The sequence below is a fragment of the Streptomyces sp. NBC_00490 genome (assembly GCF_036013645.1).
In the GTDB taxonomy this organism is placed as follows: Bacteria; Actinomycetota; Actinomycetes; order Streptomycetales; family Streptomycetaceae; genus Streptomyces; species Streptomyces canus_F.
In genome coordinates, this window is record NZ_CP107869.1 from 2,793,028 (window position 1) to 2,805,682 (window position 12,655).

The window sequence follows — 12,655 nt, forward strand, 5'->3', positions numbered from 1 at the left end:
GTGATCAACCCTTCCATACCGGTTCGGAGAGCCCGAGGTGGGAGCGGAGCGTGGTGCCCTTGTACTCGGTACGGAACACCCCGCGCTCCTGGAGCAGCGGCACCACCCGGTCCACGAACTCGTCGAGTCCGGCCGGGGTGAGATGCGGGACGAGGATGAAGCCGTCGGCGGCATCGCGCTGCACGAACTCGTCGAGCTCGGCGGCGACCGCCTGCGGGGTTCCGACGAAGGACTGCCTGCCGCCCGCCTCGATCACGGTCTCCCGGATGGACAGCCCCTTCTCCCTCGACAGCGCCCGCCATCTCTCGGCGATCTCGAGGGTGTTCCCGCGCCGGGTCCGGCCCTCGGTGAGCGTCGGCTCGGCCACCGGGTCGATGTCGGGCAGCGGGCCGTCCGGGTCGTACGAGGAGAGGTCGACGCCCCAGATCTGCTCCAGCGTGAGGATCGCGGTCTGCGGGGAGGTCTGCTGGCGGCGGATCTCGGCGGCCCTCTCCTGCGCCTCCGCGGCGGTGTCGCCGAGGACGACACCGACCCCCGGCATGATCTTCAGGTCCTCGACGGTACGGCCGTACTTCGCCAGGCGCCCCTTCACATCGGCGTAGAAGGCGCGACCGCCCTCCAGTGAGGCCTGCCGTGTGAAGACCACGTCGGCCGTGGCGGCGGCGAACTCCCGCCCCTCGTCCGAGTCCCCGGCCTGGATGACGACCGGATGCCCCTGCGGGGAGCGCGGCACGGTGAACTCGCCCGCGATGTCGAAGTGCTGCCCGCGGTGGGCGAACGGCCGGGACAGCCCGTCCGGTGTCCAGGAGTCCCACAACTCCCGTGCGGTGGCGACGAACTCGGCCGCACGTGTGTACCGGTCGGCCCGGTCGAGGAAGCCGCCGCGCCGGAAGTTCTCCCCGGTGAAGGCGTCGGAGGAGGTCACCACGTTCCACGCGGCCCGGCCCCCGCTGAGGTGGTCCAACGTGGCGAGTCTGCGGGCGAGTTCGTACGGCTCGTTGAAGGTCGCGTTGACGGTGGCGGCGAGCCCCAGGTGCTCCGTGACGGCGGCGAGCGCGTTGAGCACGGTGATCGACTCCGGGCGCCCCACCACGTCCAGGTCGTGGATGCGGCCCTTGTGCTCGCGCAGCCGCAGCCCCTCGGCGAGGAAGAAGAAGTCGAACAGGCCGCGTTCGGCCGTGCGGGCCAGGTGCTCGAAGGAGGAGAACTCGATCTGGGACCGCGAGCGCGGGTCGGCCCAGACGGTGGTGTTGTTGACGCCCGGGAAGTGCGCCGCGAGACGGATCTGTTTGAGCGGTCGTTCGGTCATGACGCTTCCCCCGCGTATTGGTTGACGGGCCGGGCCAGACCCAGGTGCTCCCGGAGCGTGCTGCCCGGGTAGAAGGTGCGGAACAGTCCGCGGTGCTGGAGGAGCGCCACCGTGCCGTTGACGAGCCGCTCCAGGTCGCGGCGTGGCTCGGCGGGCGTGAGGTGGAAGCCGTCGACGGCGCCCTCCCCGTGCCAGGAGGCGATCAGGTCCGCGAGGTCGACGGGGCCGCCGCGGTACAGCGGGCCCTGCGCGGTCTGCCGGGGGCCGCCCCCGCCGTGGCCCGGCTCGGCCGCGTGCTCCCCGTCGCCGAGGTCGACGACGAGGGCGGCGAGGACCCGCAGTGCGTCGGGGTCGCGCCCGAACCTCGCCGCGGCGGCGCGCAGTTGATCCCGTACGGCACGGGTCTGCGCGGCGCTCACGGACCGTACGAGGGCCACGTCCGCGTACCGGGCGGCGATGTCCCGGGCCTGCCCCTCGGAGGCGTCGACCACCCGGACCGGATGGCCCTGCGGAGGGCGCGGCACGATCGAGGGGCCCCGCACCGAGAACTCCGTGCCGTGGAAGTCGACATGGTGCAGCTTGTCCCGGTCGATGAAACGGCCGGTCGGCTCGTCCCGTATCTCGGCGTCGTCCTCCCAGCTGTCCCACAACTTCGCGGCCACGTCGGCCACTTCACCGGCCTCCCGCCACAGCGCCTCGGCGGGGGCGGCGTGCCGGCGGCCGAAGAGGCGGGCCTCGCCCTCGGTGGTCGACACGTCGAGCCGCCAGCCCGCCCGGCCCCGGCTGACCCAGTCGAGGGTCGCGACGGCCGCCTGGACGTGGAAGGGCTCGGTGTGGGTGGTCGTGACGGTCGGCACGAGACCGATCCGGCCGGTGGCCGGGGCCACCCGGGACAGGACGGCGAGCGCGTCGAGCCCGGGGCGGGCGAAGGTGTCGTCCAGGGTCACGAAGTCGAGGACACCGTGTTCGGCGAGCCGGGCCAGTTCGACATAGGAGCCGGCGTCGTATGCCGACGGTTGATCGACGGCGGCGGAGAGATGCAACATCACAGCACCTTCGGGAGAAAGCTCTTGGAGGTAGGGGTTGTCTTGCGGGGCCGGCGGTATCTCAGGCAGCCGCGCGGCCGGTGAGGGCGGCGAGGAACTCCAGGGCCGCCCTGGCCGTGGCGTCGTTCTGCCGGAACGCCGGGCCGCCGGTGCGGGGCCGGGTGAAGGCGCCGGAGGTACGGGCGTCGGTGAAGGGCCCGAGCGCGAAGCGCCGGGGATGCGGCCGGCCGGCCACGTCCAGGATCCGCCCGTCGCCGGGGTCCACCCGGAGCAGCCCGTCCGGGGTCTCGGCGGCCCCGTCCTCCCGCAGCTCGCGCAACAGGGCGTCCCGGGCCCGACCGACCGTCGGCTCGGGCAACCGCGCCTCGACCAGCGCGCGCGTCTCGACGAAGAACCCGGGCAGACTCGCGCTCGTGGCCCGGAAGACACCGTCCTGGGCCTCCACCGAGACGTCCGCGCCGAGAAACCTGACGACACCGGCCCGCGAGAGGGCCTGCAGCTGCCGCAGCCGTGGTCCGGGCGGGCCGGAGGCGAGATAGCTGAAGAAGCCGTGCCACCAGGGCCCGGTGCCCCCGAGCCGGACCAGCTGGCCGTAGACGGACAGCAGCCCGAGGAAGACCGACAGGTCCTGGCTGTACGAAGGGTCGTGCCGTCGGCTCAGATCCTGCTCGACATACCCGCGCAGCCCCTCCTGGAGCTCCTCGAACGACCCGTACCGCACCCCCTCCAGCGGCCTGTCCAACGCGCCCAGGTCCAGCCGGTCGGCCGGGTCGGGCACGGCGGCCTCCACGAGGGCCTCGACGTCCGCGCGGTCGCCGACCGCGAACTTCTCCTCGAAGTCGGCCCAGGGCATCGCGGTCCGCTCCCCGTGCACCGTGAACAACCGGTGGTAGTGCGCGAACCCCAACTCCTTCTCCACCAGCGGCCACACGTCTTGCCGGAAGTCGAACCCCGCCGGCCGGGCGAGCAGTTCGTCGACCTCGGCGGGCCCGAAGAACCGGGGCAGCGGCGGCCGTTCACCGGTCCAGTCGTAGCCGATCTTCGAGTGGTACGGCACTCCGCGCCGCGAGCCGACGTACAGCACCGGCTCGCGTCCGGACGGTAGGTAGGTGTCGCCCTCGTACCGTCCGCCCCGCCCCTCGGTCAGCAGCACCATCAGATCGACGAAGGCCAGCCCGAAGCCCCGGACGATGACGTGCGAGCCGGGCGTGAGCGCGGACAGGTCACTGTCGGCGGTGAAGTCGGGCGGGAGGTGGACGAGGCCGTGCTCCGCCGCGTAGGCCGCCAACGACTCTTGTTCGTCGTCGAGTTCGGCGTCGAGGTGGCCGAGCGCGAGGACGACCAGGTCGGCGAGGAGCGGGCCCGGGCGGCCCTCCAGCCACACCTGCTGGCGCCCCTCGCGCGACCCGCCGACCCGCAGGGCGCGCCGCGGATGGTGGTGCACCCGCACCGACGGAGGCAGCGCGGCCACCGCCTGCTCGTGCACCCACCGCAGATACCCGCCCTGGAGCTGCCGGTCCGCGAAGGTGGTGCCGTCGATGCCGGCCCACTCGTGCAGCGTGGGTCCGGGACGCACCGGTCCGGCCATGTCCACCGTCTCGTCGGTGAACATGGTGACGTCCTCGGCGTGCGAGTTCATCCACAGCAGCGGCGACTGCGCCTCGCGCCAGATGCGCCCGGCGCCCGGCACATGCGGGTCGACGAGATGGATGTCGAGGCCCGAGCCGTCGTGCAGCTCGGGCGCGTTGGCCGCGATCCGTTCGATCAGACCGGCCCCTCGCGGCCCGGCGCCGACGATCACCAGCGAGTGCCGGGTCATCGGAGGTGCCACTGACGAGGGTGCCGGTCAGCCGGGTCCCGGCGGGCGGCGGTTGGGGAGAGGGTGTCGGAGGACATGTGAAGGCTCCGTGGCAGCGAGTCGTTCGAACTCGGACGGGTGCCTTCACACAAGCGCGCCGCGCGGCGCGGATCGCGGCCGAGCCCCTCAGCAGGGCCGCCCCTTGAGACTACGGGGGCGTTTCCCCTCACTGTCAAGGCTGTCCATACTGTGAGCCGTACGTCTCAAGTCGGTTGACGCACAACCGGATGCCTGTTCCACTTACCCCATGCATCCACAGCAGTGGCTGGTCAAGCGCTCCCACATCGACTTCGGTCGCGTGTGGTCCTCTTCCTGTTGAGCTGACCCCCTGCGCGCCCTGATTCCCGGGCGCCCTTTCACGTTCTCCTCCCCCGCCTTCACACGCGCCTCCCCTCACCTCGCGTTGTCACAACCCCCTTCGCCCTACGGCGAATCAGCAGTCACACCCGCAGTCGCACCCGTCGCAGCAGTTCCCGCAGCAGTTCCCGCAACAGTCACAGCAGCTGCAGCAGTCACTGCACCCGCTGCAGTCGCACTGGTTGCACAGACCTTCCCGACGCTGCCCGCTCCAGGGGTCCTCGAACTCCCCGCAACACATCTGGCACGTACAGGCCAGCCCCATCCACACCGCGCACCCCGCGAGCAGTCCACGCCGGTCCCGGCGCGGCGGCTCCGGGGGCGGCGGAACTCCCGGACCGCCCGGCCCGGGAGGCGCATAGGGGTGCGACAACCCGGCCGACCCGGCCCCGTGCCCGCAGGACGACGAACCGAAGACCCGGTCCACGGACGTCCGCAGCTCATGCACGAGCAGCACATGCGCCAGCTTCTGGTCGCCGAACTCGGCTTCCCGCAGCGCGAGCCGTATTCCGTGCACCGCGTCGTCCGCGAGCCGCCGCGCCTCCTCAAGGGGCGTCCCGGTGGCCGTCAGCGGGTTCCACGCCCCGGACGCGGCGTCGGTCTCGCGGTCCTCCACGGCGTCCAGCAGATGCGCGAGCCGCCCGAAGAGCCGTCCCGCCTCGGCGAGCGGCTCGGCGTTGCCCGGCCGCCCGGCGAGGACCGCGGTGTGCGCGAAGGCCGCCGCGGTGGCCGTCTCGGTCGGCTCGGTGACGGTCAGGATCGGCGTCCCGGGCCCGGCGAGGGTCTCGATGCCGAGCTGGCGGTCCACCGCGTCGACGAGCACGGCGGTGTCGAACCCGACAGCGGACCCGCTACGGGCCCCGGCCGCGCCCCAGCTCGACGCGACCCGACGGGCGGCGAGCGCCACCGGCCTGCGGGCCAGCAGTCCGTCCCCGTCGGCGACATGGTCACGGACCTTGGCGGAGGCGAGCACCAACGAGACGGCAGCCGACAGTCGCGCGCCCTCGCCGTCGGCGACGGAGGCGGTGCGCATTCCGCGCAGCGGGCACGGTCCCGCCGTACGACGCCCCGAAGCCCCCGGCTCGGCCTGAGCCTCCGTCAGAACGGATATGAGCAAGCCGTCGTAGTTGGTGACGATGCGAGCGAACTGCCCGTGATCCTTGCGCAGCGCGAGACACAGCCCGCACAAATGCGCCATCCACTGGGTCTTGAGACTTTCACCGAGCCGATGGCGGCAGGGCCTGACGATTCCGAACACGACGATCCCCCGTGGTCAGTGCGACATTGAGCGGCGGCATCGTATCGGCCCTGCCGTTCACCCGTACGCCCCGGTCGTCACCCATACGCCGCGAAGAATCATATTTCACTCACAGTCAGCAGCCGTATGGGGAACGGCCCTTGTGAAACCCGGGCTCTCGACGAATGCGCTGTGCACCAGTACCGTCACAAACCCCCCGCGCGGCGTCTATCCACATGGCGCGTCATCCGCATCATGGATGACGATAGGGATACGTAATAGCGAGAAAGACCGCTGTGAGAGGAGGCGTCCATGGGATCGGTGCGCAAGGCGAGTGCCTGGCTGGGCCTCGTTGACGACAACGATGACGAGCGTTACTACGACGACGACGGCTACTCCGAAGGAACCGAGCCCGGGGATGCCTGGGTCACCGACCCGCGGGTCAAGGTGGCCTCGGACGTCGCCGAGGAGAAGGGCCGTCGCATCGGCACGGTCACTCCGGACAGCTTCCGGGACGCGCGCGCCATCGGCGAGCTCTTCCGGGACGGGGTGCCCGTCATCATGAACCTCACCGCCATGGAGGCAGGCGACGCCAAGCGGGTCGTCGACTTCGCCGCGGGCCTGATCTTCGGGCTGCGCGGTTCGATCGAGCGCGTGTCCACACGCGTGTTCCTGCTGACCCCCGCCAACACGGAGATCGTGAACGGCGACCCGGCCGCGCACCGCACGGACGGCTTCTTCAACCAGAGCTGAGGCAGGGCCGCTCACCGGCCCTGCCCCCGCGCAGGGTTTTCACCGGAAGGCGTCGAGCCCGGTGAGCGCCTTGCCCAGTACCAGCTGATGCATTTCGACGGTGCCCTCGTAGGTGAGCACCGACTCCAGGTTGGTCGCGTGCCGCATGACGGGATATTCGAGGGAGATCCCGTTGGCCCCGAGGATGGTGCGCGACGTACGGCAGATCTCGATCGCCTCCCGGACGTTGTTCAGCTTGCCGAAGCTGACCTGCTCGGGACGCAGACGCCCTGCGTCCATGCGCCGCCCCAGATGGTGGGCGAGCAGAATCCCCTTGTGCAGTTCGACCGCCATGTCGGCGAGTTTGGCCTGGGTGAGCTGGAAGCCCCCGATGGGCCGCCCGAACTGCTCCCGCGACTTCGCGTAGTCGACGGCCGCCTCGAAGCAGGACCGCGCCGCCCCCATCGCACCCCAGACGATGCCGTAGCGGGCGTGCGACAGACAGCTGAGCGGCCCCTTGAGCCCGACGACCTCCGGCAGCACCGCGTCCGCGGGCAGCCGTACGTCGTCGAGGACGAGTTCGCTGGTGACGGAGGCGCGCAGCGACCACTTGTGCTTGATCTCGGGCGCCGAGAAGCCGGCCGCGTCGGTCGGTACGACGAACCCGCGGATCCCCTCGTCGGTCTGCGCCCACACGACGGCGACTCCGGCGACGGACCCGTTGGTGATCCACATCTTGCGCCCGTTGAGCACCCAGTCCGTGCCGTCCCGCTTGGCGAAGGTCCGCATCGCGGCGGGGTCGGACCCGTGGTCGGGCTCGGTCAGTCCGAAGCACCCGATGACCTCGCCGGCGGCCATCCGCGGCAGCCAGGTCTGCTTCTGCTCCTCGGAGCCGAACCGGTGGACGGCGTACATGGCGAGAGAGCCCTGCACGGAGACGAGGGAGCGGATCCCGGAGTCGGCGGCCTCCAGCTCCAGACAGGCGAGCCCGTACTGCACGGCGCTGGCCCCGGCGCACCCGTACCCGTCGAGGGACATCCCGAGCGCCCCGATCCCGCCCAGCTCACGGGCGAGTTCACGGATGCCGGGCAGTTCGCCGCTCTCGTACCACCCGGCGATGTGGGGCAGCACCCGGTCCGCCGCCCACGACCGCACGGTGTCCCGGACGGCGAGGTCCTCCGGGTCCAGCAGGTCGTCGAGGCCGAGCGGGTCGGCCGGGTCGAACGGGGGCAGCTTCACGGACGCGGACATGGGGCACCCTCCGGCAACTGAAAACTAGCAGCGCTAGTTACGACTCTCCGGCCGACGTTACGGGTGCAGTGTCGCGCACGTCCAGTACCTCAGGCGGAGACGCGGGCCTCGGCGACTTCCCGGGGCGCGGGCACCTCGACCGCCATCGGCTCGCACTGCATGGTCCGCGGCAGCCGCAGCGCCATCACCGCGCCGAGCAGCAGCAGACCCGCGCTGACCAGCAGCGTCATATGCAGCCCGTGCACGAAGCAGTCCCGCGCGGTACGGCGCAGGGCCTCCCCGGCCGGGCCGCCGAGCCGGTCGGCGATCTCGTAGGCCTCGCCCAGCGAATGTCCCGCCGCGGCCGAGTCGGAGGCCGGAACTCCCCGCACCGACGACAGGCCGGGCGCGTACGCCGCGTTCATCACGCTGCCGAGGAGTGCGATGCCGATGCCGGCGCCCAGCTGGTACGAGGTCTCGCCGATCGCCGCCGCCCCGCCCGCCTGCTCCGGCGGTGCCTCGCTCAGCATCGACTCGTACGCCCCGAAGAGCGTGGTCTCCAGGCCGAAGCCCAGCAGGACGAAGCCGAAGAGCAGCAGCGGCGCGTTGTCCTCGCCGCCCATCGCCGTGAGGGTCAGTACGGCGACCGCCGTCAGCACGAACCCGAAGCAGACCATCCGACGCGGTCCGAAGCGCCGCAGCATCCGGGCGCCGGCGAGCCCGGAGGCCATCGCCGCGATGGTGAGCGGCAGCAGTCGCAGCCCGGTCTCCAGCGGGGAGAGCCCCAGCACCAGTTGCAGATACTGCGCCGCGATCAGCTCCAGGCCCACCAGCGCGAGCATGGCCAGCACGATGCAGCCGACGGAGGTGCTGAAGGCGGGGCGCGAGAACATCCGCAGGTCGACGAGCGGATGTGTGCGGCGCCTTTGCCGTCGTACGAAGAGCACCAGCAGTGCGGCGCCCACGGCCAGCGGCAGCACCGTGATCCCGTCGAGTTCCCCGCTGCCGAGCCGCTTCACGCCGAGGACCAGGCCGAACAGGGCGGCCGCGGCCATCAGCGCGCCGACCACGTCCCAGGGACCGTCGGCGGTGCCCTTCGACTCGGGCAGCAGGAGGCGGCCCACCGGCAGGCTGACCAGCATCAGCGGGATGTTGACGAGGAAGACCGAGCCCCACCAGAAGTGCTCGAGGAGGAAGCCGCCGAGCAGCGGCCCGACCGCGGCGCCCACAGCGGCCACCGCGCTCCAGATGCCGATGGCGAGGGCGCGTTCACGCCGGTCGGGGAAGACCTGGCGGAGGATCGAGAGCGTGGCGGGCATGATCATCGCGCCGCCGACGCCGAGCAGGGCCCGCGCCACGATCAGCACCTGGGCGGTGTCCGCGAGGGCTGCCATGCCGGAGGCGACGCCGAACAGGGCGTAGCCGAGAAGGAGGACCCGTCTGCGGCCGACGCGGTCGCCGAGCGTGCCGAACAGGATCAGCAGCGAGGCGCAGACGAGGGGGTAGACATCGACGATCCAGAGCAGTTCTATCGCGCCGGGCTTGAGGTCCTCGGTGACGGCGGGGACCGCCACGTGCAGCACGGTCGCGTCGACCGCGACCAGCAGCAGGCTCACACAGAGGACGACGAGGACGACCCAGCGGTTGGCACCGGCCCCGGTCGCCCGACGGCGCAGCGCAGCGGCGGCCGTGGTCGTCCCGGACATGCACGTACCTCCCAGATGTTCCCTCGCGGTCGGCGGGCACACGGGGTGGGGACTCCCCGTGATCTCGGCCGGAGAGGAGCGGTGATCTCCGGCCCGCGCAACGAAGGCGAGTGACACGTCAGCGTACGCGAGTTCACGTCTCGGCCAAGTGGTGGACCTCTCACACTCCGCGCGGAACACGTGTGGCGTACGCCACGCCCCCCGCTCCGCCGTTCTCTCCGCCGTCCTCTCGCCCGGACGCCCCCGGCGGACCGTCCGGTTCGCGGCGCGGTCGATAATCGGACCCGTGACCGATCTTGAGACGCGCCCGGCGCCACCCGGAAACGCGTTGCGCCGCGCGGCCCCGGCCCTGCTCGGGTACGCGGCCGTCCGCGCCCTGGGCCTGCTCGCCCTGGTCGTGTGGAGCTCCGCGCGCGACAAGAGCGCGTACACGCTGCTGACGGCCCGCTGGGACTCCCTCTGGTACACGAGGGTCGCCGAGCTGGGATACGGCTACGAGGTGCGGCTGCCCAACGGGGACGTCCACTCGAACCTGGCCTTCTTCCCGCTGCTGCCGTGGCTGGAGCGGGGCATCGCGGCGGTGACGCCCCTGTCCCACGCCGACGCGGGCTTCGCCGTCAGCCTGCTCGCCTCGCTCGCGGCGGCCTGGGGCGTCTTCGCGGTGGCGGACCATGTGTACGGCCGTAGAGCCGGGGTCTGCGCGGTGCTGGTCTGGGCGGTGCTGCCGGTCGGGATCGTGCAGTCGATGGCGTACAGCGAGTCGCTGTTCACGGCCCTCGCCGCGTGGTCGCTGTACGCGGTGCTGACGGGCCGCTGGGTGACGGCGGGCGTTCTGGCGTCCCTCGCGGGCCTGACCCGGCCGGTGGGACTCGCGGTGGTCGCGGCGGTGTGGGTGGCGGCGATCGTCGCGTTCAGCCGGGACCGGGCGGCCGCGGGCGGTCCCTCGTCCGAGCGGGAACGAAGCACGGCGCGGACGGACGGCGCGGGCGCCGGGGAGCGCGCCCCGGAACCGGCGACCGGCGCGCACCTCATGCCCCGCGCCCTCGCCCTGCTCATCGCTCCCCTCGGCGCCGCCGCCTACGTCCTGTGGGTCGGCCATCACACCGGCAAGGGCCCCCTCGGATATCTCGACGTCCAGGCCGGCTGGCGCAACGGGTTCGACGGGGGCTACGCCTTCGCCCGGTTCGTCGGCGAGAAGTTCACGTCGTTCCCGTCGGCGCTCGCCGGGGCGGGGCTGATCGTCGGGGTCGGGCTCGTGCTGTGGCTGTACGTCGTCGGCGTACGGCAGCGCCAGCCGCTGCCGCTTCTGGTGTACACGGGTGTCGTCACCGCGCTCGCCCTGTGCGCGTCGAGCTACTTCGGCTCGAAACCGCGCCTGCTGCTGCCCGCCTTCCCCCTTCTGTTCCCCCTCGCCCTGGCCCTGGCGAGGCTGCGGACGCCGAGGTCAGTGCTGGTGGTGTGCGCTGTCGCCCTCGGGTCGGCCACGTACGGGGCGTTCTGGCTGAACGGCTCAGGACCGCCATGATCGACTCGGGGCCCCGATGAGCACCCGGAGAATTCCGCCCCATGATTCGGTGAACGCATTCATAAGCGGCTATAAACCGGAAAGCGGAATGATCAAAGCAATTGAAGGGGGCAACCGGGCCGGATAGTGGATTCCTCGGAAATAAACGCCTCCCTGAGAGGAATCCCACATCACATCGTCATCACAAAGCCGTGGATTCGACGGGCACCGGACCTCACTCGCTGTAACGTCGATTGAGTGCGTACCGAACGAAACCTCACCCGTCTGGACCGGGTGTTCGCGAGGCTGGACCGTGAGCCGGAACGACCGGCTCACATCGACGTGCCCAGGATGTCCCGGCACCGGGTCGCCCTGATCGCCGGAGGCCTCGCCTTCTACCTGGCGATCGTGTGGCTCGTGGTCGACACATCGTGGCTGGTCCGTCTGGACTGGCAGGTCATGTTCTTCCGGCCGTACCAGCAGTGGGCGGAGATCCACTGGTTCGTGGACTACTACGTGGTGCTCGGCCAGCGCGGCCCGACCGCGGTGATGGTCGCGGCCTGGCTGGGCTGGCGCTCCTGGCGACAGCACACCCTGCGCCCGCTGCTCACCCTGGGCGCCGTGCTGCTCCTGCTGAACATCACCGTGGGCGCCGCCAAGCTCGGCATGGGCCGGCTCGGCCCGCACTACGCGACCACCATCGGCGCGAACGAGATGGGCCTGGGCGGCGATATATTTCCCAGCGGCCACACCGCGAACGCCGTGGTGACCTGGGGCATCCTGGCCTACCTGGCCTCCACGCCGAGAGCCCGCAGATGGCTGTCCGCCATCTCCGCCGTGACCTCGCTCGGCGTCGGCCTCGCCACCGTCTACCTCGGTACGCACTGGCTGAGCGACGTCGTCCTCGGCTGGGTCGCGGGGCTGCTGGTCCTGCTGGCGCTGCCGTGGTGCGAGCCGCTGATCGCCCGCACCGAGACCGCCGTCTTCGACCTGCGCGACCGCTGGCGGGCCCGCCGCAGCACACCCGCGGCCGTCAAGCCCGTCGAGGTCCCGATGCCGCTCAAGCCCCGCACCCCCGCCAGCCAGAACGAGCCCGCGGCCCGCTCGGCCCGGACGCCCGCCTATCTGGCACCGGGCCCGCACACGACCCGCTCGGAGCGCACCCCGGTCACCCCGGCCGGCCCTCGCCGGCCACCCCACCCGGACCGCGTCGCACGCGGCACCACCTCGGCGGCCCGCCCCCTGACAGGCGGCTAGCCGGCGGACAGCGGGGACGGTACGCACCCACTCACCCCGCCACGACGGCCCCGGTTCCTGCACAGGAACCGGGGCCGTCGTCGTGTTCCGGGACGGGCGTCAGCCCTTCCAGGCGCGGGCCACGCGGCCGTCCTTCACCTCGAAGTTCAGCCGCCCCGCGCGGTACTCCATCGTGATGATCGCCCCCGGTGGCAGCGAGCGCACGCTCGACCAGCCCTTCTCGCGGGCGAGTCGCTCAGCCCTGGCGGACTCCAGACCGACGTACGCGTCGGGGCTGTCGTGGGGTTCGGCGGGTGGTGTCGGTATCGGTGCCATACGGCCACGCTAGGCCCTGTCCGCGGGATGGGGCCAGGAACCAGGACACTGTGGGTCACTGATCCCTCTCCGGTCACGCTTCTGTCACAGGATGCCGACAGCCG

The 12,655-nt window shown here is 71.6% G+C and carries 10 protein-coding genes; 3 read left to right on the forward strand and 7 right to left on the reverse strand.

From position 1 onward, the window contains the following. Nucleotides 1-4 precede the first annotated feature (4 nt). From OG381_RS12525 to OG381_RS12540, 4 genes are all read right to left on the reverse strand, one after another. Nucleotides 5-1,309, reverse strand: a complete 1,305-nt coding sequence (locus OG381_RS12525) for an NtaA/DmoA family FMN-dependent monooxygenase (RefSeq protein ID WP_327716184.1) — start codon at nucleotides 1,307-1,309, stop codon at nucleotides 5-7. Continuing rightward, on the reverse strand, nucleotides 1,306-2,355 hold the full coding sequence (locus OG381_RS12530; RefSeq protein ID WP_327716185.1) for an LLM class flavin-dependent oxidoreductase: 1,050 nt from the start codon (nucleotides 2,353-2,355) through the stop codon (nucleotides 1,306-1,308). Before OG381_RS12530 ends, OG381_RS12525 begins: the two co-directional genes overlap by 4 nt. Before the next feature lie 61 nt (nucleotides 2,356-2,416). Then, a complete protein-coding gene (locus tag OG381_RS12535; RefSeq protein ID WP_327716186.1) occupies nucleotides 2,417-4,174 on the reverse strand; it encodes an FAD/NAD(P)-binding protein in 1,758 nt (585 codons plus the stop codon). 472 nt (nucleotides 4,175-4,646) lie between these two features. Continuing rightward, a complete protein-coding gene (locus OG381_RS12540) occupies nucleotides 4,647-5,828 on the reverse strand; it encodes a DUF5685 family protein (RefSeq protein ID WP_327716187.1) in 1,182 nt (393 codons plus the stop codon). A gap of 291 nt (nucleotides 5,829-6,119) precedes the next feature. Between OG381_RS12540 and OG381_RS12545 the strand changes: the two genes are divergently transcribed. Next, nucleotides 6,120-6,560, forward strand: coding sequence for a cell division protein SepF (locus tag OG381_RS12545; protein ID WP_037715589.1), 441 nt, complete (start codon nucleotides 6,120-6,122; stop codon nucleotides 6,558-6,560). 39 nt (nucleotides 6,561-6,599) lie between these two features. On the opposite strand, the gene OG381_RS12550 is transcribed toward OG381_RS12545, so the two are convergent. Further along, complete coding sequence (locus OG381_RS12550; RefSeq protein ID WP_327716188.1) at nucleotides 6,600-7,790, reverse strand: acyl-CoA dehydrogenase family protein; 1,191 nt, start codon at nucleotides 7,788-7,790, stop codon at nucleotides 6,600-6,602. A gap of 89 nt (nucleotides 7,791-7,879) precedes the next feature. Beyond that, complete coding sequence (locus OG381_RS12555; protein WP_327716189.1) at nucleotides 7,880-9,475, reverse strand: MFS transporter; 1,596 nt, start codon at nucleotides 9,473-9,475, stop codon at nucleotides 7,880-7,882. Between the two features lie 286 nt (nucleotides 9,476-9,761). Here OG381_RS12555 and OG381_RS12560 point away from each other — a divergent pair, with 286 nt between their 5' ends. Both OG381_RS12560 and OG381_RS12565 read left to right on the forward strand, forming a co-directional pair. After that, nucleotides 9,762-11,000, forward strand: coding sequence for a mannosyltransferase family protein (locus OG381_RS12560; protein WP_327716190.1), 1,239 nt, complete (start codon nucleotides 9,762-9,764; stop codon nucleotides 10,998-11,000). A gap of 237 nt (nucleotides 11,001-11,237) precedes the next feature. Further along, the gene (locus OG381_RS12565) at nucleotides 11,238-12,236 is read left to right on the forward strand and encodes a phosphatase PAP2 family protein (protein ID WP_327716191.1); all 999 of its coding nucleotides are present in this window, start codon (nucleotides 11,238-11,240) and stop codon (nucleotides 12,234-12,236) included. Between the two features lie 99 nt (nucleotides 12,237-12,335). On the opposite strand, the gene OG381_RS12570 is transcribed toward OG381_RS12565, so the two are convergent. Beyond that, on the reverse strand, nucleotides 12,336-12,551 hold the full coding sequence (locus tag OG381_RS12570; protein ID WP_046256722.1) for an I78 family peptidase inhibitor: 216 nt from the start codon (nucleotides 12,549-12,551) through the stop codon (nucleotides 12,336-12,338). Nucleotides 12,552-12,655: the final 104 nt, after the last annotated feature.